Genomic DNA, 25,909 nt, shown 5'->3' with positions numbered 1-25,909 from the left:
GGCAGAAGGTCAGCGGGTGGCGGTGGCTCGAGCACGCAGTCGCATCGCGATGCGTTCGTGCAGCCACAGGAATCCGATGGCCCAGCCGAAGCTCACGATTCCTTGGTAGGCGAGGAAACCGGCCAGGTCCGAGGGCAGTCGGACCTGGCCGGTGAGCACAAGACTCACCGTGACTTCGTGCACCAGACGCGCCAGTGGGAACGCGACCAACCAGTACAGCGCCACAGGAGCGAACCGCCCCGCCGGGAGCCGGCCTGCCGCGACCAGCAGGCCGAAACCGCCGCCGAACGCGCCCAGCGGTAGTCCCAAAGCGACCATGGTGACGAGAGCCCACCCGAGCGGCTGGCCGACGAGCGCGGCCAGCCCTCCCGCGATGAGCCCGGCGGACAGACCGACGAACGCGCCGGGAACTCCTTCACGGATGTCCATGATCAGCCCACCACTACGCCGAACTTGACGAGGCTGAAGAACAGCATGCCCAGGTAGAACACCGCGCCGAAGCCGATGATGACGTTCGTGATCAGCTTGGGCCGGATGGGTTTGGGCAGCATCCGGTTGTTCACCAGGAGAAGCACCACGCAGTAGGCGCCCATGGCGAACGTCGACAGGAACGCGAGCACGTCGAGGATCGCTCCCGGTCCGTCGGCCGGTCCGAACAGCAGGATCAGGATGCCGAACGTGATGACGCCCCACAGGAAGCCCGCGTAGAGGTGCGACATCCGGAACCTCTTCGCGCCCTTCACGAAGTGATAGGTCATGTCCGCCTGGCCGCGCGAGAACGAGTCGAACAGGCCCAGCGTCGCGTTGAGGCCGATCAACGCGATGAACCCGAGGAACACCGCACCCAGTACCGGTCCACCTGCTGACGCGAAGGCGTCCGACATGGCGTTCAGTGCCGCCTCACGTTCACCGGACTCGATCAGCGCCTTGACGTCCGGCGAGGTCCGCGAGGCCGACTGCGCGAGAACCGTGAAAGAAACCGTGACGAGCATCGTGATGCCCCAGAACAACAGCAGGGCGTCGAAGGTGACCCAGCGCCGCCAACCCTTCCACTTGGCCAGCTCCGCGGAGTCCTCGGTGTCGAACATGAAGCCGCGGGACGGCATCTGCTCTTCCTCGCCCGCGTGCCGCAACCCGCGCAGCTTCGGGATGTGCGCACCCATGCCGGCGCCGCTGTCGCGCAGGTGCAGCGTGTACCACATCTGCTGCATGCCGGACGGGCCCGCGAACGCGATCGAGCCGACGATGATCGGAAACCACTCCGGCGACATGGCCTGCGCCGGGAAGTACCCGAACTGGAACATGCCGCTGATCGTGCTGGTCAGATCGCCCCACGTACCGACCATCGCCGCCACCACGGCCGTGCTGACCACGAGCAGTCCGATGAGGATGGACAGCAGGTTCTCGAGCAGGTTGTAGATGACCTTGGCCAGGCTGAACAGGATCCCGACCAGGATCAGGCCGACACACGCCGAGACCGTCCACGGTATGCCGGTGATCTTCTCCAGGGCCGCCGCGCCGGCGGAGAGATGGCCCGGCCAGATGTAGACGAGTATCGCGACCACGAAGAAGAACCACATGATCGGTTTGAACACGCGTGCGGCGCCGAAGAAGATGCTCTCCCCCGTCGCCATCGCGTACCTGGCCATCTCCAGCATGACGACGGCCTGCAACGTCACGCCGACCAGGAAGAGCCACCTGATGTCCGGTCCGAAGACCAGCACCAGGCGCGGCCACATGTAGGACTCGCCCATGCCCACGCCCAGAGCCACCAGGAAGACGGTGGGACCCAGCAGGTGAATCGACGGTGGCGCGTCGGGCAGTTTCCTGATGGGCATCGCTTCCAGCCGTCCCGCGGGCCAGACGCGCTCCTTCTCAGGAGGCGAACTGACTTCCGTGCGGGCGACCAGATTTGGATCATCCACGGTTAACGACCTCCAGAGGACCGGCTGTCTTCGTTGACCTCCCTGGCGGGTTCGCGACCGTGGGCGTGTCACGGTCGCGGACGGGCCATCTCTCCCTTGCTACACAAGAAACCTGTTGTTACCCAAGCAGACCAGCGGCACGTGCCCACCGGTACTTGGCGCCCAGCACTGCGACAGGTTTCTCCGTTGTGTACGGATACGCAACCACCCCGTTCCGGTACAGGTACTCGCTGGCTTCCTCGACCTCGACGTCGCCCGCGAGCGACGCGACGACAGGCTTGTGGATTCCGTTCGCCCGGTACTCCTCCACCACGTCGACCACGAGCTTCGCGAACACCATCGGTGGCGTGACGATGGTGTGCCAGTAGCCCAGGATCAGCGAGTGGATGCGTTCGTCGGCGAGGCCGAGCGCGATCGTGTTCCGGTACGTCGAGGGCGGTTCCCCGCCGGTGATGTCGATCGGGTTGCCCGCCGCGCCGAACGGCGGGATGAACTTCCGGAACGCCGCGTCCAGATCGTCCGGAATGGTCATCAGCGACAACCCGTTGTCCACACAGGCGTCCGAGAGCAGCACGCCCGAGCCGCCCGCGCCCGTGATGATGACGACGTTCTCGCCCTTCGGCGTGGCCAGCAGCGGAATGCCGCGCGCGTACTCCAGCAGGTCGTTCAGGCCGGGTGCGCGGATCACGCCGCTCTGCTTGAGGATGTCGTCGTAGACCCTGTCGTTGCCGGCCAGCGCGCCGGTGTGCGAGCTCGCCGCCTTGGCTCCCTGGTCGGTTCGTCCCGCCTTCAGGACGACGACCGGTTTCTTTTCCGAGACTCGTTTCGCCGTTTCCGCGAAGGAGCGACCGTCCTTCAGGTCTTCCAGGTGCATCGCGACGAGTTGAGTGTTCGGGTCCTGCTCGAAGAACGTCAGCAGGTCGTCCTCGTCGATGTCGGCCTTGTTGCCCACGCCGACGATCGCGCTGACGCCCATGCCTGCGGAACGGCTGAATCCGAGGATCGCCATGCCGATTCCGCCACTTTGCGACGAAAGCGCGACTCCGCCCTTGACGTCGTACGGCGTGCAGAACGTCGCACTCAGATTCTCCGGCGTGTAGTAGTAGCCGTAGATGTTCGGCCCGAGGATGCGGACGCCGTGCTTGCGCGCGATCGCGACGATCTCGTCCTGCAGCTCAACGTTGCCCGTCTCGCCGAAGCCGGAGGGGATCATGATCGCGCCGGCGACGCCCTTCTTGCCGACCTCTTCCAGTGCCGCCGGCACGAACTTGGCCGGGATCACGAACACCGCGACGTCGATGTCTCCTGGCACGTCGGCGATGCCGGCGAACGCCTTGCGGTCGAGGATCTCGTCGGCCTTGGGGTTGATCGGGTAGATCTCGCCGGAGAACCCGCCGTTGACGAGGTTCTTCATCACCGAGTTGCCGATCTTGCCCTCTTCGTTCGAGGCACCGATCACGGCGACGGCGGCGGGCTTCATGATGCGGTTCATCGCGGTCAGGATCTCGTCCTGCGTGAACCGGTGCGGCTCCTTGGCGGCGTTCTCGTCCACCAAAATCCGCACGTCGACTGCGGTGGCTCCGGAAGGTGTTGCCAGCACGGGGTTGAGGTCGACCTCGGCCAGTTGCGGGAAGTCCGTGACGAGATCCGACACGCGGTGGATCAGGTCGGCGAGCTTGTGCGCGTCGACCCCTTGCGCGCCGCGGACTCCGCGCAGGATCTCCGCGGCCGCGATGCCGTTGACCATCGACAGCGCCTCGCTCGGGCTGGTCGGCGCCAGCCGGAACGTGACGTCCTTGAGCACCTCGACCAGGATGCCGCCGAGGCCGAACGCGACGATCTTGCCGAACGTCTCGTCGGTCACCGCGCCCACGATGACCTCGTGGACCTCGTTCCCGGTCGGCAGCTGCTGCTGGACCTGAACGCCGGTGATCTCCGCGTCGGCGGAGTAGTTGCGGGCGTTGTGGATGATCGTGCGGTAGCCCTCGGCGACCTCGCTGGAGTTCCTGAGTCCGACGAGGACACCACCGGCCTCGGTCTTGTGCAGGATGTCCGGTGAGACGATCTTGAGCACGACCGGGTAGCCGATCTCCTCGGCGAACGCGACGGCGCCCTCCGACGACTTCGCCAGCGCCTCGGCCGGGGTCGCGATCCCGTAGGCGTCGCAGACCCGCTTGCCCTCCGGTGCGGTGAGCGACGACCGTCCCTCTGCGCGCACCCTCGCGAGTACGTTCTCGACCGCGGTGCGGTCGTAGCCGTTGTCCGGCATGAGATTTCGTCTCCCTGGAGATCTAGATGACGCCGGCGGTGCGGAGTTCGGCCAGTCGTTCGGTGCTGTAGCCCAAGGCGCCGAGCACTTCGTCGTTGTGCTCACCGAGCAGCGGCGGGCGCTGCACCTCGACGTCCGAGTCGGAGAGCTTGAGCGGGTTGCCGACCGTCTTGAACGAGCCGCGCTCGGGGTGCTCGACCTCGACGACGGTGCCGAGCTCGGCCAGCGTCTCGTCCTCGATGATCTCCTTTGTGGACAGAATGGGTCCGCACGGGATGTTGTGGGCGTTGAGCTTGTCCATCACCTCCCACTTGGTGTGCTTCTCCGTCCACTCCTCGATCAGCGCGAACGCCTTGTCCAGCTTGGAGAGCCGGACCTCGGGAGTCGCCCAGCCGGGGTCGTCCGCGAGCTCGGGCTTGCCGATCAGCTCGGTCAGCGGCTTCCACCCGACCGGCTGGATGATCACGTAGATGTAGTCGTTGGGGCCGCCGGGGGCACAGCGCACCGCCCAGCCGGGCTGGCCACCACCGGATGCGTTGCCGGAGCGGGGCACCTCGTCGGAGAACTGCTCGTTCGGGTACTCCCCCAGCGGCCCGTGGGCGAGCCGCTGCTGGTCGCGCAGCTTCACCCGGCACAGGTTCAGGACAGCGTCCTGCATCGCGACCTGGACGCGCTGACCGCGACCGGTGTTCGTCCGCTGGTACAGCGCGGCCAGGATCGCGGCCACCAGGTGGATTCCGGTACCGGAGTCGCCGATCTGCGCGCCGGTGGCGAGCGGCGGTCCGTCCTCGAACCCGGTGGTGCTCATCGAGCCGCCCATGGCCTGCGCGATCACCTCGTAGGCCTTGAAGTCGGCGTAGCGGCCGGGCCCGAAGCCCTTGATGGACGCGTAGATCAGCGCCGGGTTGAGCTCGTGGAGCTTCTCCCACGGGTAGCCGAACCGTTCGACGACACCGGGACCGAAGTTCTCGACCAGGATGTCGACGTCACCGATGAGCTTCTCGAAGACCTCTTTGCCCTCAGGAGCCTTCATGTTGAGCGTGATGCTCCGCTTGTTGCAGTTGAGCATCGTGAAGTAGAGACTGTCCACTTCGGGCAGATCACGCAGCTGGCCGCGCGTGATGTCACCTCGTCCGGGGGTTTCCAGCTTGATGACGTCCGCCCCCAGCCAGGCGAGCAACTGGGTCGACGACGGTCCGGACTGCACGTGCGTCATGTCGAGGACTTTGACGCCCTCCAGTGCCTTGGCCATGTCATCTCACCTACTTGTACATCGTCTGGTTCATGGTTCCGGGCGCGTACACGTCGGGGTCGATCCACACGTTGATCAGCGACGGCTTGCCGGACTCGCGGGCGCGCTGCAGTGCGGGGCCGATGTCCTTGGGGTCGCGCACTTCCTCGCCGTAGCCGCCGAGCATCTTCGCGAACTGGTCGTACTTCACGTCCCCGAGCGTGTTGCCGACGCGTTCGCGCTCGAGCCCGTACTTGGCGGCCTGGCCGTAGCGGATCTGGTTCATCGACGAGTTGTTGCCGACGATGCCGACGAACGGCAGGTTGTAGCGGACGAGCGTCTCGAAGTCCCAGCCGGTGAGGCTGAACGCGCCGTCACCGAACAGGGCCACGACCTCTTTGTCCGGCCTCGCCAGTTTCGCGGCTAGTACGAACGGAATGCCGACGCCGAGTGTCCCGAGTGGACCGGGGTCCATCCAGTGGCCGGGCGACTTGGGCTGCACGACCTGGCCGGAGAACGTGACGACGTCGCCGCCGTCACCGATGTAGATGGAGTCCTCGGTGAGGAAGTCGTTGATCTCGCTCACCAGGCGGTACGGGTGAATTGGCATGTCGTCGGAGCGCAGGTGCTCCGAACGCTTGCGCCGGGCCTGCTCCTCGACCGTCTGCAGCTCCTCCAGCCACACCTTGCGGCCCATCGCGCCATTGTCCTCGCGACCGGACGCGGCCTGCGTGACGCTGGAGAGCACCAGGTCCGCGTCACCGACGATGCCGAGGTCGACGTCGCGGTTCTTGCCGACCGTGCGGTAGTCCAGGTCGATCTGCACGACCGTCGCGTTCAGGGAAAGCCTTCGGCCGTAGCCCATCCGGAAGTCGAACGGGGTGCCGACGATGACGATCACGTCGGCGTTGTCGAAGGCGTAACGGCGCGACAGCTGGAAGTGGTGCGGGTCGCCGGGTGGCAGGGTGCCGCGACCCGCGCCGTTCATGTAGGCCGGGATGTTCAACGTCCGGACGAGCTCGATGGCCGAGTCGGTGGCCCGCGTCGTCCACACCTGGCTTCCCAGCAGGATCGCGGGTTTCTTGGCGTGCACCAACAGGTCCGCGAGCTTCTCGATGTCCGCCGGGTCGCCGACGCTGCGCGTGGAGGCGCGGTAGTGGCCCGCCTGCGGGAGGCGTGCCTGGGACACTGGGACCTTGGCGTCCAGCACGTCGCGCGGGATCTCCAGGAACGAAGGGCCGGGCGCGCCGGCGTTCGCCTCGCGGAACGCCATCGACACCATGTCCGCGATGCGGGCGGTGTGCGGGACGTTGGCGGCGAACTTGGTGATCGGCGTCATCATGTCGACGTGCGGGAGGTCCTGCAGTGAGCCCATCTTGTGCTGGCTCAACGCCCCCTGGCCGCCGATCAGCAGCATCGGGCTCTCCGCGCGGAAGGCGTTGGCGACACCCGTGACGGCGTCGGTGGTGCCCGGCCCCGCGGTCACCACGGCGCAACCAGGCTTGCCGGTGATGCGTGCGTAGCCGTCCGCGGCGTGCGCGGCTACCTGTTCGTGCCGTACGTCGATGACGGCGATGCCCTCGTCCACGCATCCGTCGTAGATGTCGATGATGTGTCCACCGCACAGCGTGAAGATGGTGTCGACGCCCTCGGCCTTGAGCGCTTTGGCGACCAAATGGCCCCCAGAGATCGACCCTGAATCCGACCCAGCCTCCGCGGAACTCGTCATCGGCGATCAGCCCCTTAGCGCTCGACTGTAGATTGCATACCGTATGAGGTAGGCATATCGTTACTCCGCTACCAACCGGATGTCCATAGATGGCCGCAAGTTTTCGGCGAGAGGACGCAGACGGTGGATCTTTTCGAACATGAGGCGCGGGACGTCTTCGAGCGTTACGGGGTGCCCGTTCCGCGTGGTCTTGTGGCGGACACTCCTGAATCCGCGCGCGAGGCAGCCGCGACGATCGGCGGAACCGTGGTCGTGAAGGCTCAGGTCAAGACTGGCGGCCGTGGTAAGGCGGGCGGCATCAAGCTCGCTTCGTCACCGGGCGAAGCTTTCGAGGCCGCGTCGGCCATCCTGGGGATGGACATCAAGGGCCACACCGTGCACAAGGTGCTGGTGACCGAGGCGAGCGAGATCGCCGAGGAGTACTACCTCTCGTTCCTCCTCGATCGTGCCAACAGGACGTTCATCGCGATGGCGTCGGCGACCGGTGGCATGGAGATCGAGGAGATGGCGGACTCCATCACTCGAATGCCTGCTTCGGCTTTCGACGCATCTGCGGTGTTTTCACCGAAAATCGCCGAGCAGGTGAACGCCGTCGCTTCCGCGTTGTGGAAGGTCTTCGTGTCCGAGGACGCGACGCTCGTCGAAGTGAACCCGTTGGCGCTCACCAAGTCCGGCCAGATCGTCGCACTGGACGGCAAGGTGACGCTGGACGACAACGCGTCGTTCCGGCACTCACGGCCTTCGGACAGCGCGGCGGGCGACCCGCTGGAGGTGCGGGCGGCCGAGAAGGGCCTCAACTACGTCAAGCTCGACGGCACCGTCGGGGTCATCGGCAACGGCGCGGGCCTCGTCATGTCCACATTGGACGTCGTGGCGCTGGCCGGAGCCGCGCCCGCGAACTTCCTCGACATCGGCGGCGGAGCCTCGGCCCAGGTCATGGCCGACGGGCTCGACGTCATCCTCTCCGACCCGTCGGTGCGCAGCGTGTTCGTGAACGTGTTCGGCGGCATCACCGCGTGTGACGCGGTGGCCGACGGAATCGTGCAGGCACTCGGGCTGCTGGGTGACCGCGCCGACAAACCGCTGGTCGTGCGGCTGGACGGCAACAACGCCAAGGCAGGCCACCGCATCCTGGACGAGGCACGGCACCCGCTGATCACCGTGGCGCACACGATGGACGACGCGGCAGGCCGTGCCGCCGCTCTCGCCGGCGCTGGTAAGGAGTCCTGATGGCGATCTTCCTCGACGAGAACAGCCGCGTGGTCGTGCAGGGCATGACCGGATCGGAGGGCTCCAAGCACACCCGCCGCATGCTCGCAGCCGGCACTCAGGTCGTGGGCGGTGTCAACGCGCGCAAGGCCGGAACGTCCGTGGGGTTCGACGACGTCACGCTCCCGGTCTTCGGCACGGTCGCCGAGGCGATGGAACAGACCGGCGCGACCGTGTCGGTGCTCTTCGTACCGCCCGCGTTCACCGGCGATGCGGTCATCGAGGCGATCGACGCGGGCATCGGCCTGGCCGTGGTGATCACCGAAGGCGTCCCGGTCCACGACACGGCACGGTTCTGGGCGCACGCCCAGGGCAAGTCGACGCGGATCATCGGCCCGAACTGTCCCGGCATCATCAGCCCCGGCAAGTCGAACGCGGGCATCATCCCCGCCGACATCACCAAGCCCGGCTCGATCGGGCTGGTGTCGAAGTCGGGAACCCTGACCTACCAGCTGATGCACGAGCTGAAGGACTTCGGGTTCACGACGTGCGTCGGCATCGGCGGCGACCCGATCGTCGGCACCACGCACATCGACGCCATCGCGGCGTTCGAGGCGGATCCGGAGACCGAGCTGATCGTGATGATCGGCGAGATCGGTGGCGACGCGGAGGAGCGGGCCGCGGAGTTCGTGCGCGACAACGTGTCCAAGCCGGTCGTCGGGTACGTCGCCGGCTTCACCGCGCCCGAGGGCAGGACGATGGGCCACGCGGGCGCCATCGTCTCGGGATCCTCGGGCACGGCGGAGGCCAAGAAACTGGCCATGGAGTCGGTCGGGATCAGGGTCGGCAGGACGCCGTCCGAGACCGCGGCTCTCGCCAGGGCGATCCTGACGTCGTGATCACCTGGTCGGCGAAGCTGTTGTCGGCAGCTTCGCCGAACCGCCCTGCGCCTGCTCGCCGATGACGGACATGGCCTGCTTCACGACCTTGAGCACGGCCTGCGCGCCCTCGACGAGCTTGATCAGGTTCTCGCCGCTGGCCAGCAGTTCGCCGAGCTTGGCCGCGATCTGCGTGCCGCAGTCGACCGCGATCTGCACGCACTGCGGGATGGCCACGGCGATGCTCTGCCCGAACGTCACCGCTGCCGCCGCGATCGCCTGGGTCATGATCGGCACGATCTTGCCGACCGCCTCGGTGATCAGCCGCGTGACCTCGGCGACGACCTGCGCGACCACCCGGCCGGCCTTGATCATCGCGGACGCGTTGGTCAGCGCGGTCTCGGCGACCGACAGCACGCCGTCGACGAGCTGCTTGCCCGTCTTGGCGTAGTCCGTAGCGCTCTGGCCGGACCAGCCGCTGGTCTCGTTGCCCGCCTTGCCCTGGTAGTCCTGGGCGAGACTCGTCGCGGACTTGCCCGCCTTCTCGAACTCGCCCGCGCCCCGCTGGACGCCGTCCGGGTCGCCCTTGAGCTGGTTCAGCGGCTCTTCCAGGAACGAGATCATCGGCGTGAGGAAGCCCGCGCCCGCGCTGTCCAAGGCCTGCAACGGCTTCCCGTGCGAGCCCAGCTGGCTCAGGTCGGCCTTCGGAGTCCCCGCCAGATCTGACGTGAGCCACTCGTCGCCGGTGATGGCGTTGGTGGTGGTGCGGAGCTCGTTGAGCAGCTCGGCGATCGTGCCCGCGTCGGTTGCTGTGGTCATCGGCCCGCTCCCACCACGGCGGCGGCGTTGTCGTCGTCGGTGCGCTGGTACATGTCAGCGGTCTGCCGCATGCCTTCGCCGACCTTGTCCATTGTGGACGCAACGTGCGAGAAGGCGTTCAGGGTCTCCCCCATCGCGTTGCCCAGGCCCGCGGTGAGGAACTGCGCGAACGAGCCGAGCGACTCCTGGCCGAGCTGGTCGGGCAGGGCCGTTCCCGTCGCGGAGAGCTGGTCGGCGTACCCGGCGAGCGTCGTCGCGTGCCTGCGCAACTGCTCGTGGTCGACGGTGAACGACGTCATCGCACGGCCTCCGGAAGGTGCGAGGTGATCTGGTGCAACGCGTCGCTCTCACCGAGGTAGCCGGCCATGACCTCGGTCATACGCGCGCTCGCCAGCCTTTGCGCCTCCCTCGCGGTGCTGACGATCAGCATCGCGAGCGTGTCGACGTCGAGCTTGCGCGCGGCGGGCGTGAGCGCGACGTCGCCGAGCACACCGCCCGCGTTGACGCTCACGGTGACCTCACCGCGTGGTGAGGTCGCGGTCGCCCCGACCTCGGCCAGGCTGGCACTGGCGCTTCGCGCGCTGTAAGCCACTCGCTCCAGGCGTTCCTGGTAGTCCGCCAGCCACTGTGCTGGATCCACTTTCTCCCCCTCTTCTAGGCTCGCGCCGTCGCGGCGAGCTCACCGATCACGCGCACCAGGTCCGTGTGCCGCATGGGATTCACGCTGACCCAGCCGTCACTGCCCACGTCCACCCTGACCCGGCCGCCCGCACTGTCCAACCAGGACACTTCCTGCCGTTGCCCGCCTTTGACCACACCGGCCTGGCCCTGCCCGGTGACCTCGAGGTCGAGCGGGGCACCGGGCGGCAGGGTGATCGGCATGAGCTGTGCTGGCCTCAGCTCCGGGATCAACGCCACGAGCTCTTCACCCACGGTCTCCGCCTCGATGTGCGTGACCCGGACCGTGCTTTCGTGCTATGTGCACACCAGCGCGGCGTCGCCGTAGACCATCGCGACCGCGCCCGTTCCCGGCACCACGAGATCCACCACGGCGGTGTGCTCGTGCAGCGCCGTGACGAGTTCTCCTGCCATGCCAATGGGTCCGTGTGCTTCGGCCAACCCGCGGGCTTGAAGTCCGTGGCCTGCCTCGGCGAGGAGGTCGGCGCGTTCGCTCGCCAGCTTGCCGAACGACGGCACCCGCAGCGGGAACGGCCAGCGCACCCCGGCGTGGGTGGCGAGCAGGTCCATCTCGACCAGGTCGAAGGCGATCATCGGCCCGCCTTGCGCGCCTGCTCGGCGTCGGTCTCGGTGTAGGTGGTCTTGATCTCCGCGAGCATCTGCTGGAACGCGCGCACCTCGCGTTCGGCGGCGCTGACCTCGCCCGCGAGCCCCGATCCCGCCGCTTTCAGCCGTTTCGACAGGTCCTGGGCTGGTGGCGCGGTGCCGAGCAACGGCTGCCGCTCGGCCAGCCTGCTCGCGGTCGCCACCAGGTCGCCGGTCAACTCGGCGAGCCTGGTCAGGGTCTTGATCCGGTCCCGCAACTGGTCCGGCGCGACCTCGTAGCCGGTCACTGCTCCTCCCCGATGACGGCGGGCGACACGCGGTCGTTCACCACGAACAGGCCGTGGTCGAGCGTGGGCATCTGGTTCTCGTGCTCCTCGTCGTCGTCCGTGCGCGCGCCGCCTGCTCCCGGTGCCATGCCCGAGCCCTGCGCGGCGGAGCGTGATTCGGGCACGGTCGAGCCCATCGCCATCGGTCCGATGCCGTGGCCTGCCATCACGCCGGAGCGCATGCCCGGGCTGAGCTGGGTCTGCTGGCTGATCGGAGCCGCGGCGCCGATCACCGGGCCGCGGGTGGTGGTTCCGGCTGAGCCGCCGCCGACCAGACGTTGCCACGGCACTCCGCCGGAGCTGGGCGTTCTGACCGGTGGCGCGACGGGAACCGGTGGTGGTGCGGCCGCGGTGGCCTGTTGCGGGATGGTGCCACGGGCGTTGTCGATGAGTTTGCCGCTGCCGTTCAGGCTCGACTCGTAGGTCTGCATGGCACGGACGGCGTCGGCTTTCTGCTGGTCAGCGGACGCGGCACCGATGTAGAAGTAGAAACCCGAGGTCGTACCCGCGGGCATCGTCGGAGCGCTCGGCTGGCTCGCTAACGCGGGCATCGTGGTCCCCGCGGGCGGTGGCGGCATCGCGGCCCGCGCCTCGGCCAACGCGTCGGCGGCGTCCTGCGCGGCCTTCTCCCCCGCCGCCGAGAACTCGCTGAGCTTCTCGATCCGCTCGGCCAGCTTCGTGAGCCTCGTCGCCGCCTCTTCGGCAGCCGCGCCGTGCCAGTCGTTGAGCAGTGCGGCCCGTTGCTCCTTCAACACCGCGGCGTGCGTGTCCAGCGCCTCGCGGTGGCGCGTCCACTCGTCGGCGACCGTGCTCACGTCCGCGACATCAGCGTCCTGCCACAGCATCCGGTGCAGCTCTTCATGGCTGTACGCCTCCCAGTTGATCGCGTCCACGAGGAAGACGATCACAGCCGGGCCAAACGAGGGACAGGCCAGACGACCGGCCACTTATGGCCGGTCGGTCTGATCAGCGCAAACGCGCGAAGTATTCCTGCAACCGCGCGTGCCGGAATTGGTAGACCGCTCCCGCTCGCCTCAGCACGCCACGCCGGTACGCGTCGTCCAGGAACTCCGAAAGCCGCCACGGCAGCCGTCCGGTCAACGGCAACCACACGCGCGCGAACACCACCCACTGCCCCCACGCGGTCAGGCTCAGCACGTACGACAGCCCACCAACGATGCCTCCGACGAGGCCGATCACCAACGCCGTTGCCGGACCCCACGAAACCTCGAACCGCAATGCCATCAGCCCGCCCGCCACGAGCCCGGTGGAGGCCGCGACGAACACCGCGAACACCGGCACGAACAACGCCATCAGTCCGAGCACATGCCGCCGGTTGGCCTCGATCAGGTCGCCAGGACTCCCCGCCGAGCGCACGTCGAGCGGCGCCTCCAGCGCGGCGACCAGCCCGAACACCACTCCGGCGCCGATCCCGAACACCAACCCGAAGACGCCGATGTCGACCAGCACGCCCCACGTCATCTCGTATCCCGGCGTGACCAACCAGAACGCCACCGCCCGCACCAGCCCGTACGCGCTGCCGGCCGCCCCTCCGAACGCCAGCCCGACCAGACCCCGCCACCACACCGACGGCCCGACCCGTCCGCGCAGGCGCAACCGCGTCCGCACGGGCTCGAGCGGCGCCGCCCGGACCACCCACCAATGCGCCAGCCCGAACAACAGCCCGGTGACCAGACCGATCATCACCGCGAACAACACCCCCCGGACCGTGAGCGCCCCTAAGACGACGGCCTCGACCACGAAATCGGCGACACCTACCGTCGTGCCGATACCCAGCCCGGTCACCTTCGAGGAGGTGCCGAACTGCCACCACGCGATGTTGTGGGTGCCGAGCTTCGTGAGGTGATCGGCGAGATAGCCCAGCCACGGCTGCACACGGTCGGCATACGACCCGTATACAGCTGGTACGAAGCTGCTGAGCAGGTGGCGTTCGATCTCGTCAGCGTCGTGGAACCCCAACAGCTCTGACGGGTCGTGGTCCGGTGTGTCGCTGTAGATGCGCCGCGCGAGAGCGACCATCAACGGCGTGGTGAGCACCTTCGCCAGCGCACCGCCGTTGCGCACCTCGTCCAGCACCGGCGTCCACACCTTCTTGCGCGTGGTCCGCGGCAGGTAGTCCGCGAGGTCGTCGCACGTCAGATCGTTCAGCACCACCGCAGCAGCCGACGTCAGCACGTCCGTGCCCTCGACCGCGTCCCGGTACTCGTCCACACGGCTCGTCAGCAGCAACGGCAGAGTGGTGGTGTTCAACGCGTTGAGTGCCGGGCGATGCAGCCCGGCCGCGATCTCGTCGAACCCGTCCAGCACCGGCAACACCCGCTGCGCGTCCACCAGCGCCGCCGCCACCGTCCCGCCACTGGGCCCCGGCGCCCCGAGAAACGGGTGGTCGCGGATGAGCTGCTCGGCCATCCAGTCCCGCAGCCCCGCGCGTTCGGGATGCCACGACCCGAGCCCGAAGATCACCGGCACCGGCCCGTCCCCCGCCAGATCCAGCACGAACCGCGTGGTCAGCACCGTCTTGCCCGACCCGGCCCGCCCCAGCACTACCAGCCGCCGGGAGCCGATCCCGCGGTAGGTCTCGACGATCTGGTCGAGGCGCCCGGACAGCTCGACCTCGCCACCGATGTTGAGCCAGCTGTCCTGCAGGTCCGCGGGTGCTGGATCCCAGGTCACCGGGAGCGGAACGGGGTCGTGGATCTGCCGCTGTTCTTCCTCGCGACGCCACCTGGCCTCGACCGCGGCTCTCAACGTCTCGGCAGCCTCGGCCAGCGGGTCGAACCTCGCGGGTTCAACGGGAAGTGGCTCGTCGCGTCCGGCGGCGGCGAACAACTCGGCCCGCTCGGCCCCGGTCAGCTCCAGCGCGTCGGCCAGCGACCGCACGGTGCCCATGCGCGGATCGGTCCGCTCGCCGGTCTCCAATCCGCGAACAGTGCGAATACCCACCGCCGCGCGCTGGGCGAGCGCTTCCTGGCTCAATCCCGCCCGCTGTCGCCACTGACGCAGCAACACGCCGAACGCCACAACCGCCCCCTAGGTTGATCCACACCACCCTAGCTGGCAGGCATGGCGGTCCGAGGGGATGATCGCGAGAGTGCTGACCGAGTGGCTCCACACCATCCCGCCGCTGCTGGTCTACGTCGTCGTAGGCCTGGTCGTCGGCATCGAAAGCGTCGGAATCCCGTTGCCCGGCGAGATAGTCCTCGTCACCGCCGCACTCATGGCCTCACACCACGACGGCATCTCGCCGGTGCTCGTCGGCGCCTGCGCGTCGGCGGGCGCGATCATCGGCGACAGCGTCGGCTACGCGCTGGGCAAGCGGTTCGGGCCGCGCGTGTTCGAGTGGGCGGGCGACAAGTTTCCCCGCCACTTCAGCGAGGACGAGGTCGGCCGCGCCCAGGCGCTGTTCACGAGGTACGGCGCCTGGGCGGTCTTCTTCGGCCGGTTCGTGGCGTTGCTGCGGATCCTCTCCGGTCCGCTCGCCGCCACGATGGGCATGCACTACGGGAAGTTCTTGCTGGCCAACGCAGCTGGCGGCATCGCGTGGGCCGGTGGCACGACGGCGGTGGTCTACTTCGTCGGCGAGGCGGCCGAGCACTACCTCGCCGAGTTCTCCTGGGTCGCGCTGCTCGTCGTGCTGCTGGCGGTGATCGGGTTCAGCGTCCGAGCCCGGCTCCGCCGTTCACCCCGATGACCTGCGCCGTGATGTGCCCTGCCTCGGGTGAGGTCAGGAACGTGATGGCCACGGCGATGTCCTGCGGAGTGCCCGCACGCCCGTTGGCCGGGTTGCCGACGAGCTTCTTGCGCCGCTCCTCGCTCAGGGTGCCGCCGAAGAACTCGGTGTCCTCGGTGACGCCCGGCGAGACGACGTTGACCGTGATCCCCCTGCCGCCCAGCGCGAACGCGAGATCCGCCGTCCACGCCTCCACCGCCGCCTTCGCGGCACCGTAAGCCCCCGATCCCCTGCGCCCGGCGATCGAGCCGAGCGTGACGACCCGTGCGTTGTCGGCCAGCCGCGGCTCCAGCGCCGTCGTCACGAGCACCGCGCTGATCACGTTCGACTCGTAGTTCGCGAGCCACAGGTTCCGCACGTCCGCCAGGTTCTCCGGCGCGGGCAGGCGCCGGGTCATGTTGCCGCCGGCGTTGTTGACGAGAACGTCCACCTGCTCGGGCAGATCGTTGAGCGCCGCCTCGACCGCGTCGGGGTCGGCCGCGTCGAACACCACCGCCCGCGCGCCGATCTCCTCGGCCGCCGCCTTCAGGACGTCCTCCCGGCGTCCCGTGATCACCACGTCGAGGCCCTGCTCCACGAGCCGGGCCGCCACCGCCTTGCCGATGCCCGTGCCGCCGCCGGTCACCACTGCTGTTCGGTTCATGAGCTTGTTGATAACAGCACATCGCGCGCAAGTCGACAGGCCACCGCCGGCGCGCCAGCGCTTCCCTCCGGGCAGCACGCCGCTCATGTACTGGTTACTCGCGAACTAGCACAGCCCATCCGGGTTCATGGTTGTGACTAGGCTGCTCACACCCGACTCCACTGGGGAGAATCACATGGCTACACACGTTCTCGAAACAGACAAAGCAGCCATCACGTACGACGTGCACGGTGAGGGCGGCCGTCCGTTGATGATGATCGGCCAGCCGATGACCGCGGAGGGCTTCACCGCGCTCATAGAGCAGTTCCCCGACCGCACCGTGATCACCTACGACCCGCGCGGCCTCGGCAGGAGCACGCGGTCCGACGGCAGCAGGGAAGCCAGGCCCGAGGTGCAGGCCGCGGACATCCACGCGGTGATCGAGGCCGTCGGCGGCCCCGTCGACCTGTTCGCGTCCAGCGGCGGCGCGGTCACGGCGCTCGAGCTCGTCGCGGCCTACCCGGACGACGTGGTCACGCTCGTCGCGCACGAGCCGCCGCTCCTCGACGTGCTGCCCGACGCCGATGCCGCCCGCCGTGCCCGTGACGGTTTCATCGACGCCTTCTTCGCGGGCGGGTTCGGCGCGGGCATGGCGCAGTTCATGGCGATGACCTCGTGGCAGGGCGAGTTCACCGACGAGTACTTCGCCCAGCCACCGGCCGACCCCGCGCAGTTCGGCATGCCCACGGAGGACGACGGCAACCGCGACAACCCGTTGCTGTCCCGCGACTCCCTCGCGATCACCGACTACCAGGTGAAGCCTGACGCGCTCGCCGCCGCGCCGACCCGTGTCGTGATCGCCGTCGGTGAGGAGACCGGCAACACCTTCACCGGCCGCACGGCCGTCCACACCGCGAAGCTGCTCGGCCAGGAGGCCGTCGTGTTCCCCAGCCACCACGGCGGGTTCATGGGCGGCGAGTTCGGTTACGCGGGCAAGCCGGAGGAGTTCGGCGTCAAGCTCCGCGAAGTGCTCGGCTGAGGATCACGTCGGCGGCTCGTGCAGCGCCGCCACCGGCGTCGATGGCGGCACGCATTCGGTCCAGATTGGACCGGATCGTGCCGCTCGACGCCACCCGTTCCACCGCCGCGCGCAGCTCCGCGTGGTCGTCGATTCGTTCTCCCAGCCCGAGCTCGGCCACGCGGTCGCCGTTGGCGGCCTGTTCCGGCGTCTGCGGAACGATCACCAGCGGCACACCCGCGTGCAGAGCCTCCATGGTGGAGTTCATGCCGCCGTGGCTGATGAACGCCGACGCGTGCTTGAGCACCGCTGGTTGCGGAAACCACGGCCGCACATCGATGTTCTCCGCGGGCTCGACCTCGCGTGCGGTCATCGCGACCTGCCAGGTGCCGTCCCCGAACTGGTCTTTGCACGCCTGGTAGAAGTTCACATCGCTCATCACCGACCCCAGAGAGACGAACACCAACGGCAAGTCGGTGCGCGCCGGTGCCCACTCCTCGTCTAGCCGGCTTCCTAGTACCGGCCCGACGAAGTGGAACGACTCGTCGAACGTCTCCCCGAACGGCTGCCACTCGCGCGGCACGAACACCACGCTCGTCTGCTCGGGCGCCTCGATCGTGCTCGGGATGTCCAGCTCGAGGTCGTTGGCGGCCACGAACTTCGCGAGATCGTCCGCGATGAACCGGGCGAGACCCGCGTCATCAACGTGTAGTGCTCGTTCGACGCGGTGTGCGGCAAGGTGCGCACCGCGGGGATGCCGAGCTTGCGCGCCACCAGTCGCGCGGGCCAGTTCGTCGAGTCGTAGCAGATCAACGACGGCGGATCGGTCTCGCAGCGCTCGAGCAGCACCGGATAGACCGCGGTCATCGCCCTGAAGTAGTGCGGAAACCACTCGTCGATCGGGTTGGCGGTGACCGGCCGGAAGTCGGGCAGCGCGGGCAGTTCCACCCAGCGCGCACCCGCCCCGGTCACCGCCTCGGCGTGTTCGGCACCGGTCGCGTACGAGACTTCGGCCCCGCGCCGCACCAGCTCCTCGACGACCGCGAGCGTCGGTGTGACGTGGCCATGGCCTGACAGCGTGACGAACAGGATCCCCATTTCCCCGATCCTTCCGAACCAGGTCAACCGATTAACGCAGAAAGGCCTCGATCACCTGTGCCACGCGCAGCCCGCTCTCGAAATTCGCCAGGTCACGCGGGTGTTCGCCCCGCACAGCCTGAGCGAACAGCGTGAGCCGCGAGTAGTCCGAACCGGTCTGCCGCAACGACACCGGCTCCCAGGCGCCGCCGTCCGAAATGGACAGGTCGGCCCACTGGTCCAGGCGCAGCGACCGTTCGGTGCCCCACACCGTCCACTCGTAGATCTCGGGCCCCGCCAGTCCGGAGAACGCCGACACGTGCACCGGCACACCGCTGCCCCGCAGCACACCGCGTGCCGCCACCTCGGCGGCGCCGGCCTCGGGGAAGTCCGAGGACACCGACTCGACCGTCAGCGGCCCGAGCAGCCGGTCCGTGAGATAGACGAAGTGCGACAACACCTCGCGGACGAACCCGCCCTGCTCGGCGCGTGCGAGCCACGCCGCGTCCGCCTGGAACGCCCGCGGCCAGCGCGGGAACTGCAGCCTGATCTCCACGCCCCGCAGCGCGCCGAGCTCGAGCAGCTGCCGTTCGATCTCGATCGTCGCCACCATGTCCGACAGCGCGAAGTTCACGGCGTTCGGCAGGCCCTGGGCCGCGGCCACCATCGCCCGCGCCTCGTCGAGGTCGACGGCCAGCGGCTTCTCGCAGAACACCGCCTTGCCGGCGGCGAACGCCTTGGCCGCCAGTTCCGCGTGCGAGGCAGGCGGCGTGGCGATGTACACAGCGTCCACATCGGACAGCACGTCGTCGAGCGAGGTGACGACGGGGACGTCGAGCGTGCGAGGCACGACGTCGACGCCCGCGACCACGGTGTAGCCGGGATGTGCCAGCGTCGCCGTCAGCATCCGGGTGCCCATGGCGCCCAGGCCGACGACGGCGAGGCGAATCGGATCAGCGATCATGTCCCTATTCTGCAGGTGCCCAGGCTCGCGACAGCTTGACCCGCGACCCGGTCTGCAGCAGCGAGCCGGTGTAGAGCCTCGACGCGACCAGCAGGATCACCACGACGGTCGTGGCGAGGACGCCGAGCGAGACCAGCGCCTCCCACGGCTCGGCCTGCTGCGCGAACATCCGCACCGGCATCGCCACCCCCGCCGTGAACGGCACGTACGACATCACGGCGAGCACCGCGGGGTTGTCGAAGAAGAACTGCACGCCGAAGTACGGGCCCATCACCGCGATCATGACCAGGCCCATCGTCGAGCCCAGGTCCTCCTGCCGGCTGACCAGCGCGCCCGCGACCGCCCACATCGACGAGATCAGCACGAACCCGAACATCAGGAACGGCACGAACCACCCCAGCGCGGGCGCGACCACCGCCAGCAGTTCGGACTGGCCCGCGACCCGCAGTGCGATGGGCGCCGTGAGCGCTAAGACGACCACCTGACCCAGCGTCAGGATGACGTGGCCGAGGATCTTGCCCGCGAGCAGCGCCCGCACCGGCACCGTCGACACGAGGATCTCCACGATCCGGGTCTGCTTCTCGGTCACGGTGCTCTGCGCGATCGCCGCGCCGCCCATGCCGAACATCAGGAACACCAGCCCGAACACCAGCACCGTGACGAACCGCTGGTCGGAGCTCACCGCCGAGGGGTCCAGCAGCTCGACCGGTGGTGACGCGACGAGCTGCCGGATCACGTCGCTGGGCGGGTCGTTCAACGCGAGGACCTTGATCCCGCTGCCGTCGAGGACGATCGCGGCCTCGACCTCGTCGGCCCGGATCAGATCTGAGGCCGCCTGAACGTCGGCGACCTCGCGGACGTCGAACTGCTTGCCCTTGACCACCTGCACGGCCGAGCCGACCACCGCGACCTTCGGGTCGCCGCCGCCGAACACCGTCGGCAGCACCGTGAGCGCGAACAGGCCGGCGATCGTGACGAGGAACCCGATCCAGAAACCCTTGGTGGAGACGAAGGTCTTCATCTCCCGTTCGGCGACGAGCCAGGTCGCCTGGGCAAAAGTGGCTCGCGCCATGTCAGATCACTTCCTTGAAGATCTCGTCGAGCGTGGGCACCACCGGCGTGAACGAGCGGACCTCGCCGCGTCGCACGGCTTCGGCGAGCACCTGCTGCGGTTCGGCCTCGAAGACCGCGCGCGGCCCGTCGAGGTCCAGGACCGTCACGCCGGGCACGTCGCGGACCCAGCCCGCGTCCTGCGCGACGACGATCTCGTAGCGGGACGAGGCGTGCCGGTCGCGCAGCTCCTCGCGCGACCCACTCGCCGCGATCCGTCCCTTCGAGATGATCACGACGTCGTCGCAGAGCCGTTCCACGATCGCCAGCTGATGGCTCGAGAACAACACCGGCACACCACTCGCGGCCCGCTTGCGCAGCACGTCCAGCACGGTCTCGACGGCGATCGGGTCGAGGCCGGAGAACGGCTCGTCCAGGATCAGCACGTCCGGCTCGTGCACCAGCGCGGCCGCGATCTGCACCCGCTGCTGGTTGCCGAGCGACAGCTGCTCCAGCCGGTCGCCGGCGCGGTCGGTGAGCTCCAGGTCGTCGAGCAGCTGGTCGGTGTTGCGCTGCGCGACCGTCCTTTCGACACCGTGCAGCCGCCCGAGCCACGTGATCTGGTCGCGCACCTTCATCTTGGGGTACAGGCCGCGTTCTTCGGGCATGTAGCCGAAGTGCGGCCGGTTCTGGGGCGTGATCTCCACGCCCTGCCAGCTCACCGAACCCCCGTGCGCGGCGAGCACCCCCAGCACGATGCGCATCGTGGTCGTCTTGCCGGACCCGTTGGCGCCCAGGAAGCCCGTCATCCGGCCGGGCCGCACGTCGAAGCTCACCTCGTCGAGCACCCGCTGATCGCCGAAACTCCGGCTGATCCCCCTCACAGTCAACATGGGAGGAACGCTATCCGGGGTTCGGCCAAGATCGCGTCCGCCGCGAGGCATCCTCCTCGCGGAGGACGCTGATCGGGCTAACGAGCTCCGGCCGTGAGGCCGAGGCGGTGGCCTCCTGTGTAGACGTTCATCGACGTGCCGCGGAGGAACCCGACGAGCGTCACGCCCATCTCCTCGGCCAGGTCGGCGGCGAGCGACGACGGCGCGGACACCGCCGTGAGCACCGGAATCCCTGCCATGACCGCCTTCTGCACCAGCTCGAACGACGCCCGGCCGCTCACCATCAGCACGGTGCCGGTGAGCGGCAGGCGTCCGGCGCGGGTGGCCCAGCCGACGACCTTGTCCACCGCGTTGTGCCGACCGACGTCTTCTCTGAGGCACAACAGGGTGCCGCCGGCGTCGAACAGCCCGGCCGCGTGCAGGCCGCCCGTGCGGTCGAAGACCCGTTGCGCGGCACGGAGTTTCGTCGGGAACTCGGTGATCATCCGAGGGTCCAGCCGGACCGGGTCGGACGCCACCTGCCACGTCGCGGTGGTGCGCACGGCGTCCAGGCTCGCCTTGCCGCACAACCCGCAGCTCGACGTCGTGTAGAAGTTGCGCTCGATCGACGGATCCGGTGGCGCGACACCGTCCGCCAGGCCGACGTCCAGCACGTTGTAGGTGTTGCCGCCGTCCGCCGTGGCACCCGCGCAGTAGCGGATCGCGGCGATGTCCGACGGGGCGCGCACCACGCCTTCGCTCACCAGGAAGCCCGCCGCGAGGTCGAAGTCGTCACCCGGCGTGCGCATGGTCACGGCGAGCGACTTGCCTCGCACGCGGATCTCCAGCGGTTCCTCGACCGCCAGCGTGTCCGGCCGCGCGGTGACGGCGTCGTCCACCAGCCGCACCACGCGCCGCCTGCTCGTCACACGTCCCACGACCCGCCTCCTTGCAGATAGCGACGCACTCGTCCAACAGCCGCCGCAACACCTCGTCCCCGCGCAACGCCCGCACGGCCCTGGCCACGACCCAGTTGCACGGCCACCACTTCGGCGCGACGACCCCGCTCTTCTCGAGGCAATGCGCTGTGATCATTCGCGCCGCTGGAGCGTTCTCCGTACCGATCACCTTGATGGCGAACGGCAGCAGCTTGCGTCGGCCGTCCGTTGTGGACTGATCGTTGACACAGCGGGCCACGCAGGCCAGCACCGGGTGCACGCAGGCGGGGCGGTCCGACCACACCTCGCCCGCGAGCACGGACGTCAGCTCCATCAGGCAGCAGCCCTCGGACGGCGTCCGGTGCCAGCCCGGGGCGAGCGCCGGCACCCGGCTCACAGGCGGGGCCTTCCCGGCTGCGACAGCTGACCCGTGAGCACCGCGCCCGAAAGCCCGAGCACCCCGGCCGCGACGAACGCAAACGCGGGCCCTTGCGACGCCAGCACGATCGCCGCGATCAGTGCACCCGCCGCCTTCGCCGTGTAGAGCACGCCGAAGTTCTGCGCCCCGTTCGTCTCGCCGAAGTACTCCCTGGTGACGCCGACCAGCACCGAGTAGCAGCACCCGGTGCCCAGGCCCGCCAGCGCCGCCCCGATGAGCAGCCCCGTGAAGTTCTGGGAGTACAGCAGCACGAACTGGGCGCATCCACCGGTCGCCAGCGTCCAGATGAGCGCCTTCCTGCGCCCGACCCGGTCCGAGATCCACCCGACCAGCACGCGGCCGGTGCCGGTGGCCGCCGCGAGCGTCGCCAATGCGACGGCGCCAAGGGTTCTGTCGCCCACGAACAGCGGAAGGTAAGCCAGGTCGTAGAGCGACACCGCCGCCGCGAACGCCACACCGCCGTACAGCCACCAGAACGCGCCACACCGCATGGCTTCGTGCGTCCGGAACTCCTTGAGCGCCGCGCGGTTCGGCACCCGCGCCCGGTCCAGCGCCCACTCGCGCGGCTGGACGTGCGGTGGCCACCAGTGTTCGGGCGGGTCCTTCATCACCGCGCCCGCGACCGCGACCACGGCGGTGATCGCGATGGCCGCCTGCGTGAGGAACCCGCCCAGGTTCTGCAGGAGCATCCCGGCGGCGAGCACGAACGGCACCGACCCGTACGCGAAGGCCCCGCTGACGAACGCGACCTTCCTGGTGACGCGCTCCGGATACCACCGGACGATCGTGCCGAGACAGGTCGCGTACACCAGACCTGCCCCGATGCCACCGAGAACCGCGTACCCGACGAGCTGTCCCTGCCCGAGTGTGAAGAAGCCGGCGCCGGTGAGGACGGCGCCGATCCACATCGCCCCGGTCGGCGTCAGTCTCTTCTGCTGCCGCAGCCACGCCGCCGGAAACGCCGTGCCCGCCTGGCACACCGTCCACAACGCCAGCGCCCAGAAGAGCTCCGGCACGCTCCACTGGTCCTGCAGCGCAGGGATCAACGCGCCGAAGCCGTACTGCCCGATACCGGCCGCGAGCATCGCCGCCCAGACCGCCCACAACACCGTGCGGCGCGATCGCCCCGACACCTCGACGTCGGTCTCCCCCACCCGGTAGAGCCGGCCGGCGTGATCACGTACGTAAGTCGCGACTGGCATGCACTTCACCCCGTCCCGAGGATTGCATACAGTATGAAGTAGGCTATACCACGGGAGCGCTCATGAACATGCCCTGGAATCTCGCCCGCCAGACGGCCCGCGAGGCCGCCAAGCCGCTGGACGCCGTCGAGGTGGCCCTGCCCGACGCTGTGGGCCTCGCGCTCGCCTCCGGAGTGCGCGCCCTGGCCAGCCAGCCGGCCTGCGACACCTCGGCGATGGACGGCTACGCGGTGGCCGGGCCAGGACCGTGGACGATCGTGGGGCGGGTGGCCGCGGGCGATCCGGTGCCGGGCGTGTGGCTCGGCTCCGGGAAGGCGTTCGGCGTGGCGACGGGTGCGCCGGTGCCGGGCGGGTCCGAGGCGGTGATCCCGGTGGAGCGCACTTCTGTCGACAACAGGCGGTTGGCCGGTGAAGCCGTCACCGGTAAGCACATCCGCCGCCGCGGCGAGGACTGGTCAGCGGGCGACGAGCTCGTCCCGGCCGGCTCCGCCGTCTCCCCCGCCGTCCTGGGCCTGGCCGCGGGAGCCGGCCACGACACCCTCCTGGTGCGCCGCCGCCCCCGAGCAGCCGTGATCGTCACCGGCGACGAACTCCTCCACTCCGGCCCACCGCGCCCCGGCCGAGTCCGCGACGCCATCGGCCCGATGCTCCCAGGCCTCCTCGCCGGAGCCGACCTCCTCGGCACCACCCACGTGCGCGACGACCCGTCCGCCCTGGCCGACGCCCTCACCTTCGACCAGGCCGACGTCCTCGTCACCTGCGGCGCCACCTCGGTCGGCCCGGCGGACCACCTCCGCCGGGTGCTGGCGGAACTCGGCGCCGAGATCCTGGTCAGCGGAGTCGCCTGCCGCCCAGGCCACCCGATGCTGCTGGCCGTCCTGCCCGACGGCCGCTGTGTGGTGGGCCTGCCCGGCAACCCGTTCGCCGCCCTCGCCGCGGTCCTCACCCTGCTCCAACCGCTCATGAACACCCTCAGCGGCCACACCGTCCGCGCCCCGATCACCGCCTGGCTCGGCGATGTGAACGCTCATCCGAAAGACACCCGCCTGATCCCGGTGACCAGAACCGGCACGGAGGCGGTCCCCGTCGGCCACGACCGCCCTGGGTCGCTGCGGGGTGCCGCACTGGCTGACGCGCTCGCCGTCGTCCCACCCGGCCACCTGGGCGGAGAGGTCGAGCTGCTCACTTGCGCGAGCGCCAGCTGACCTTCGACGAACCCGCCTCGGGCGCGTCCTTCACCACAGTCCGCACGGGCAGCCCGAGGAAGTCGCTGAACCGCCCGACGTGCGCCACGAGCCGGTCGACGTCGAACCCCGGCAGCGGCCGCAGTTCTACGTCCACCGAAGACTTCTTCATGACCCGCCGCCACAGCCCGGCGATCTGCCCGTCCTCGATGATCGTCGCGTAGAACATGCCGTTGTACGTGGAGATCGGAATCTCGTCGTACCGGGTGAAGAACGCGCCGCGGTCCTTGTAGCCGATCACCAGCTCGTCGTACGCGGGCAGGATCAGGGCCCCGGAGCCCTCGGAGAGGTCCGGTGGCAGCCAGTACTCCTTGTCGCCGAACGTCTCCCGCACCAGCGAGCTCTTCACCGCTTCCAGCCCGTGCGCCGCCTCGCGCACCCCGATGCCGCACCAGTTCGCGAAGTCCGCCAGCGTCGCCGGCCCGTGGCTGGTGAAGAAGCGCGACGCCAGCACGGCCAGGGCTTCCTCGTCGTCGAGCGAACGCTGCCGCGGCGCCCACTCCTCCAGCAGCACGAACGTCTGCTCCTTGCCCCGCGGCGGCCCCGGCACGACGAGGCCCTCCTGCGCGAGGTGGATGAACGTGAAGTAGCTCTGCTGCCGGTCGTCCGGGATGCCCACCTGAGCCATCAGCGAGATCATCTCGCGCCGCGTGAGGCACCCACCGCCCGTCAACGCCTCCACGAACGTCTTGCGCGCCAACGACATCAGCTCGGGCGTCATGTGGTGGTACCGCCAGGCCTTGGGCGTGAGCCGGGCGAGGTCGCGCGCGCCGAACAGACCCAGCATCCACCCGACGTCCTCCGCCAGGACGTAGTGGATCGTGCCGCGCATCAGCCAGGTCCGCACCACCCGCCCGGCCCGCAGCGCCTCCTCGACGTCCGCGATCCGGCCCGACGCCGTCCGCAGCCCCAGCGACCACAACGACTGGCCGTAGTCCTGACCCTGCACCGCACCGAGCCGGCCGACGACGTCCTCGACCGAGGAGGACTGTCCGACCCGCTGGTTGCCGAGGCGGAGTGCCGCGATGTCCATCAGCCCAGTCTGAGCGACGGCACTCCAGC

27 protein-coding genes are annotated in these 25,909 nt (G+C 68.9%); 5 read left to right on the top strand and 22 right to left on the bottom strand.

Annotated features, from left to right (window positions below; translation table 11 throughout):
• Nucleotides 1–9: 9 nt before the first annotated feature.
• From ABZ345_RS32850 to ABZ345_RS32830, 5 genes are all read right to left on the bottom strand, one after another.
• Nucleotides 10–429 carry a hypothetical protein gene (locus tag ABZ345_RS32850; RefSeq protein ID WP_359857350.1) on the bottom strand — a complete coding sequence of 140 codons (420 nt, stop codon included), beginning with the start codon at nucleotides 427–429 and terminating at the stop codon, nucleotides 10–12.
• A 2-nt stretch (nucleotides 430–431) separates the two neighbouring features.
• The gene (locus ABZ345_RS32845; RefSeq protein ID WP_359857347.1) at nucleotides 432–1,925 is read right to left on the bottom strand and encodes an Nramp family divalent metal transporter; all 1,494 of its coding nucleotides are present in this window, start codon (nucleotides 1,923–1,925) and stop codon (nucleotides 432–434) included.
• A gap of 118 nt (nucleotides 1,926–2,043) precedes the next feature.
• Nucleotides 2,044–4,194 (bottom strand): acetate--CoA ligase family protein, encoded by a 2,151-nt coding sequence (locus ABZ345_RS32840; protein WP_359857344.1) that lies wholly within the window; start codon nucleotides 4,192–4,194, stop codon nucleotides 2,044–2,046.
• Nucleotides 4,195–4,216: 22 nt separating this feature from the next.
• Nucleotides 4,217–5,446 (bottom strand): formyl-CoA transferase, encoded by a 1,230-nt coding sequence (gene frc / locus ABZ345_RS32835; protein WP_359857341.1) that lies wholly within the window; start codon nucleotides 5,444–5,446, stop codon nucleotides 4,217–4,219.
• Between the two features lie 10 nt (nucleotides 5,447–5,456).
• A complete protein-coding gene (locus ABZ345_RS32830; protein ID WP_359857338.1) occupies nucleotides 5,457–7,154 on the bottom strand; it encodes a thiamine pyrophosphate-binding protein in 1,698 nt (565 codons plus the stop codon).
• A 123-nt stretch (nucleotides 7,155–7,277) separates the two neighbouring features.
• On the opposite strand from ABZ345_RS32830, the gene sucC reads away from it, so the two are divergent.
• On the top strand, nucleotides 7,278–8,384 hold the full coding sequence (sucC, locus tag ABZ345_RS32825; protein WP_359857335.1) for an ADP-forming succinate--CoA ligase subunit beta: 1,107 nt from the start codon (nucleotides 7,278–7,280) through the stop codon (nucleotides 8,382–8,384).
• Nucleotides 8,384–9,262: a succinate--CoA ligase subunit alpha gene (gene sucD, locus ABZ345_RS32820; protein ID WP_359857333.1), complete on the top strand. Its 879-nt coding sequence runs from the start codon at nucleotides 8,384–8,386 to the stop codon at nucleotides 9,260–9,262. Before sucC ends, sucD begins: the two co-directional genes overlap by 1 nt.
• Here sucD and ABZ345_RS32815 read toward each other — a convergent pair whose 3' ends face one another.
• From ABZ345_RS32815 to ABZ345_RS32780, 8 genes are all read right to left on the bottom strand, one after another.
• On the bottom strand, nucleotides 9,263–10,060 hold the full coding sequence (locus tag ABZ345_RS32815; RefSeq protein ID WP_359857331.1) for a hypothetical protein: 798 nt from the start codon (nucleotides 10,058–10,060) through the stop codon (nucleotides 9,263–9,265). It abuts the gene before it with no gap.
• On the bottom strand, nucleotides 10,057–10,359 hold the full coding sequence (locus ABZ345_RS32810; protein ID WP_359857328.1) for a type VII secretion target: 303 nt from the start codon (nucleotides 10,357–10,359) through the stop codon (nucleotides 10,057–10,059). Before ABZ345_RS32810 ends, ABZ345_RS32815 begins: the two co-directional genes overlap by 4 nt.
• Nucleotides 10,356–10,700, bottom strand: coding sequence for a YbaB/EbfC family nucleoid-associated protein (locus ABZ345_RS32805; protein WP_359857325.1), 345 nt, complete (start codon nucleotides 10,698–10,700; stop codon nucleotides 10,356–10,358). The genes ABZ345_RS32810 and ABZ345_RS32805 overlap by 4 nt, the downstream gene beginning before the upstream one ends.
• A gap of 14 nt (nucleotides 10,701–10,714) precedes the next feature.
• Nucleotides 10,715–10,993 (bottom strand): hypothetical protein, encoded by a 279-nt coding sequence (locus tag ABZ345_RS32800; protein WP_359857322.1) that lies wholly within the window; start codon nucleotides 10,991–10,993, stop codon nucleotides 10,715–10,717.
• A 42-nt stretch (nucleotides 10,994–11,035) separates the two neighbouring features.
• Nucleotides 11,036–11,332: an ESX secretion-associated protein EspG gene (locus ABZ345_RS32795; protein WP_359857319.1), complete on the bottom strand. Its 297-nt coding sequence runs from the start codon at nucleotides 11,330–11,332 to the stop codon at nucleotides 11,036–11,038.
• Entirely contained in the window at nucleotides 11,329–11,631 is a 303-nt protein-coding gene (locus ABZ345_RS32790; RefSeq protein WP_359857317.1) for a hypothetical protein, read from the bottom strand. The genes ABZ345_RS32795 and ABZ345_RS32790 overlap by 4 nt, the downstream gene beginning before the upstream one ends.
• A complete protein-coding gene (locus tag ABZ345_RS32785) occupies nucleotides 11,628–12,563 on the bottom strand; it encodes a hypothetical protein (protein WP_359857314.1) in 936 nt (311 codons plus the stop codon). Before ABZ345_RS32785 ends, ABZ345_RS32790 begins: the two co-directional genes overlap by 4 nt.
• Before the next feature lie 73 nt (nucleotides 12,564–12,636).
• Nucleotides 12,637–14,712, bottom strand: coding sequence for a helix-turn-helix domain-containing protein (locus ABZ345_RS32780; RefSeq protein ID WP_359857311.1), 2,076 nt, complete (start codon nucleotides 14,710–14,712; stop codon nucleotides 12,637–12,639).
• A gap of 58 nt (nucleotides 14,713–14,770) precedes the next feature.
• On the opposite strand from ABZ345_RS32780, the gene ABZ345_RS32775 reads away from it, so the two are divergent.
• Nucleotides 14,771–15,382: a DedA family protein gene (locus ABZ345_RS32775; RefSeq protein ID WP_359857308.1), complete on the top strand. Its 612-nt coding sequence runs from the start codon at nucleotides 14,771–14,773 to the stop codon at nucleotides 15,380–15,382.
• Here ABZ345_RS32775 and ABZ345_RS32770 read toward each other — a convergent pair.
• The gene (locus tag ABZ345_RS32770) at nucleotides 15,345–16,064 is read right to left on the bottom strand and encodes an SDR family oxidoreductase (RefSeq protein WP_359857305.1); all 720 of its coding nucleotides are present in this window, start codon (nucleotides 16,062–16,064) and stop codon (nucleotides 15,345–15,347) included. The genes ABZ345_RS32775 and ABZ345_RS32770 overlap by 38 nt on opposite strands.
• A gap of 175 nt (nucleotides 16,065–16,239) precedes the next feature.
• Here ABZ345_RS32770 and ABZ345_RS32765 point away from each other — a divergent pair, with 175 nt between their 5' ends.
• Nucleotides 16,240–17,082 (top strand): alpha/beta hydrolase, encoded by an 843-nt coding sequence (locus ABZ345_RS32765; RefSeq protein ID WP_359857302.1) that lies wholly within the window; start codon nucleotides 16,240–16,242, stop codon nucleotides 17,080–17,082.
• Here the strand turns inward: ABZ345_RS32765 and ABZ345_RS32760 are convergent.
• The 7 genes from ABZ345_RS32760 to ABZ345_RS32730 all read right to left on the bottom strand — a co-directional run bounded on the left by ABZ345_RS32760 (nucleotide 17,057) and on the right by ABZ345_RS32730 (nucleotide 23,603).
• Entirely contained in the window at nucleotides 17,057–17,524 is a 468-nt protein-coding gene (locus ABZ345_RS32760; protein ID WP_359857430.1) for a nucleotide disphospho-sugar-binding domain-containing protein, read from the bottom strand. The genes ABZ345_RS32765 and ABZ345_RS32760 overlap by 26 nt on opposite strands.
• Nucleotides 17,525–17,574: 50 nt before the next feature.
• The gene (locus ABZ345_RS32755) at nucleotides 17,575–18,159 is read right to left on the bottom strand and encodes a hypothetical protein (protein WP_359857299.1); all 585 of its coding nucleotides are present in this window, start codon (nucleotides 18,157–18,159) and stop codon (nucleotides 17,575–17,577) included.
• Nucleotides 18,160–18,190: 31 nt separating this feature from the next.
• Nucleotides 18,191–19,102 carry a Gfo/Idh/MocA family oxidoreductase gene (locus ABZ345_RS32750; RefSeq protein ID WP_359857296.1) on the bottom strand — a complete coding sequence of 304 codons (912 nt, stop codon included), beginning with the start codon at nucleotides 19,100–19,102 and terminating at the stop codon, nucleotides 18,191–18,193.
• A 4-nt stretch (nucleotides 19,103–19,106) separates the two neighbouring features.
• Nucleotides 19,107–20,174, bottom strand: a complete 1,068-nt coding sequence (locus ABZ345_RS32745) for an ABC transporter permease (RefSeq protein ID WP_359857293.1) — start codon at nucleotides 20,172–20,174, stop codon at nucleotides 19,107–19,109.
• Nucleotide 20,175: 1 nt separating this feature from the next.
• Nucleotides 20,176–21,045 carry an ATP-binding cassette domain-containing protein gene (locus tag ABZ345_RS32740; protein ID WP_359857291.1) on the bottom strand — a complete coding sequence of 290 codons (870 nt, stop codon included), beginning with the start codon at nucleotides 21,043–21,045 and terminating at the stop codon, nucleotides 20,176–20,178.
• Between the two features lie 77 nt (nucleotides 21,046–21,122).
• Complete coding sequence (fdhD, locus tag ABZ345_RS32735; RefSeq protein ID WP_359857288.1) at nucleotides 21,123–21,962, bottom strand: formate dehydrogenase accessory sulfurtransferase FdhD; 840 nt, start codon at nucleotides 21,960–21,962, stop codon at nucleotides 21,123–21,125.
• 393 nt (nucleotides 21,963–22,355) lie between these two features.
• Nucleotides 22,356–23,603, bottom strand: coding sequence for an MFS transporter (locus tag ABZ345_RS32730; protein WP_359857285.1), 1,248 nt, complete (start codon nucleotides 23,601–23,603; stop codon nucleotides 22,356–22,358).
• Nucleotides 23,604–23,665: 62 nt separating this feature from the next.
• On the opposite strand from ABZ345_RS32730, the gene ABZ345_RS32725 reads away from it, so the two are divergent.
• Nucleotides 23,666–24,808: a molybdopterin molybdotransferase MoeA gene (locus ABZ345_RS32725; protein ID WP_359857282.1), complete on the top strand. Its 1,143-nt coding sequence runs from the start codon at nucleotides 23,666–23,668 to the stop codon at nucleotides 24,806–24,808.
• Here the strand turns inward: ABZ345_RS32725 and ABZ345_RS32720 are convergent.
• Nucleotides 24,786–25,880, bottom strand: coding sequence for a winged helix DNA-binding domain-containing protein (locus ABZ345_RS32720; protein ID WP_359857279.1), 1,095 nt, complete (start codon nucleotides 25,878–25,880; stop codon nucleotides 24,786–24,788). The genes ABZ345_RS32725 and ABZ345_RS32720 overlap by 23 nt on opposite strands.
• Nucleotides 25,881–25,909 lie beyond the last annotated feature (29 nt).

Source organism: Lentzea sp. NPDC005914 (genome assembly GCF_040629405.1).
Lineage (GTDB): Bacteria > Actinomycetota > Actinomycetes > Mycobacteriales > Pseudonocardiaceae > Lentzea.
The sequence above is the reverse complement of the archived record's forward strand: the minus strand, read 5'-3'. Positions and strand labels throughout refer to the sequence as shown.

What these genes read in the sequence shown, in the direction of transcription:
- ABZ345_RS32850 (WP_359857350.1), bottom strand. Translation starts at nt 429, where the DNA reads ATGGACATCCGTGAAGGAGTTCCCGGCGCGTTCGTCGGTCTGTCCGCC.
- ABZ345_RS32840 (WP_359857344.1), bottom strand. Translation starts at nt 4,194, where the DNA reads ATGCCGGACAACGGCTACGACCGCACCGCGGTCGAGAACGTACTCGCG.
- frc (WP_359857341.1), bottom strand. Translation starts at nt 5,446, where the DNA reads ATGGCCAAGGCACTGGAGGGCGTCAAAGTCCTCGACATGACGCACGTG.
- ABZ345_RS32830 (WP_359857338.1), bottom strand. Translation starts at nt 7,154, where the DNA reads ATGACGAGTTCCGCGGAGGCTGGGTCGGATTCAGGGTCGATCTCTGGG.
- sucD (WP_359857333.1), top strand. Translation starts at nt 8,384, where the DNA reads ATGGCGATCTTCCTCGACGAGAACAGCCGCGTGGTCGTGCAGGGCATG.
- ABZ345_RS32815 (WP_359857331.1), bottom strand. Translation starts at nt 10,060, where the DNA reads ATGACCACAGCAACCGACGCGGGCACGATCGCCGAGCTGCTCAACGAG.
- ABZ345_RS32810 (WP_359857328.1), bottom strand. Translation starts at nt 10,359, where the DNA reads ATGACGTCGTTCACCGTCGACCACGAGCAGTTGCGCAGGCACGCGACG.
- ABZ345_RS32795 (WP_359857319.1), bottom strand. Translation starts at nt 11,332, where the DNA reads ATGATCGCCTTCGACCTGGTCGAGATGGACCTGCTCGCCACCCACGCC.
- ABZ345_RS32775 (WP_359857308.1), top strand. Translation starts at nt 14,771, where the DNA reads ATGATCGCGAGAGTGCTGACCGAGTGGCTCCACACCATCCCGCCGCTG.
- ABZ345_RS32770 (WP_359857305.1), bottom strand. Translation starts at nt 16,064, where the DNA reads ATGAACCGAACAGCAGTGGTGACCGGCGGCGGCACGGGCATCGGCAAG.
- ABZ345_RS32765 (WP_359857302.1), top strand. Translation starts at nt 16,240, where the DNA reads ATGGCTACACACGTTCTCGAAACAGACAAAGCAGCCATCACGTACGAC.
- ABZ345_RS32755 (WP_359857299.1), bottom strand. Translation starts at nt 18,159, where the DNA reads ATGGGGATCCTGTTCGTCACGCTGTCAGGCCATGGCCACGTCACACCG.
- ABZ345_RS32750 (WP_359857296.1), bottom strand. Translation starts at nt 19,102, where the DNA reads ATGATCGCTGATCCGATTCGCCTCGCCGTCGTCGGCCTGGGCGCCATG.
- ABZ345_RS32745 (WP_359857293.1), bottom strand. Translation starts at nt 20,174, where the DNA reads ATGGCGCGAGCCACTTTTGCCCAGGCGACCTGGCTCGTCGCCGAACGG.
- ABZ345_RS32740 (WP_359857291.1), bottom strand. Translation starts at nt 21,045, where the DNA reads ATGTTGACTGTGAGGGGGATCAGCCGGAGTTTCGGCGATCAGCGGGTG.
- ABZ345_RS32730 (WP_359857285.1), bottom strand. Translation starts at nt 23,603, where the DNA reads ATGCCAGTCGCGACTTACGTACGTGATCACGCCGGCCGGCTCTACCGG.
- ABZ345_RS32725 (WP_359857282.1), top strand. Translation starts at nt 23,666, where the DNA reads ATGAACATGCCCTGGAATCTCGCCCGCCAGACGGCCCGCGAGGCCGCC.
- ABZ345_RS32720 (WP_359857279.1), bottom strand. Translation starts at nt 25,880, where the DNA reads ATGGACATCGCGGCACTCCGCCTCGGCAACCAGCGGGTCGGACAGTCC.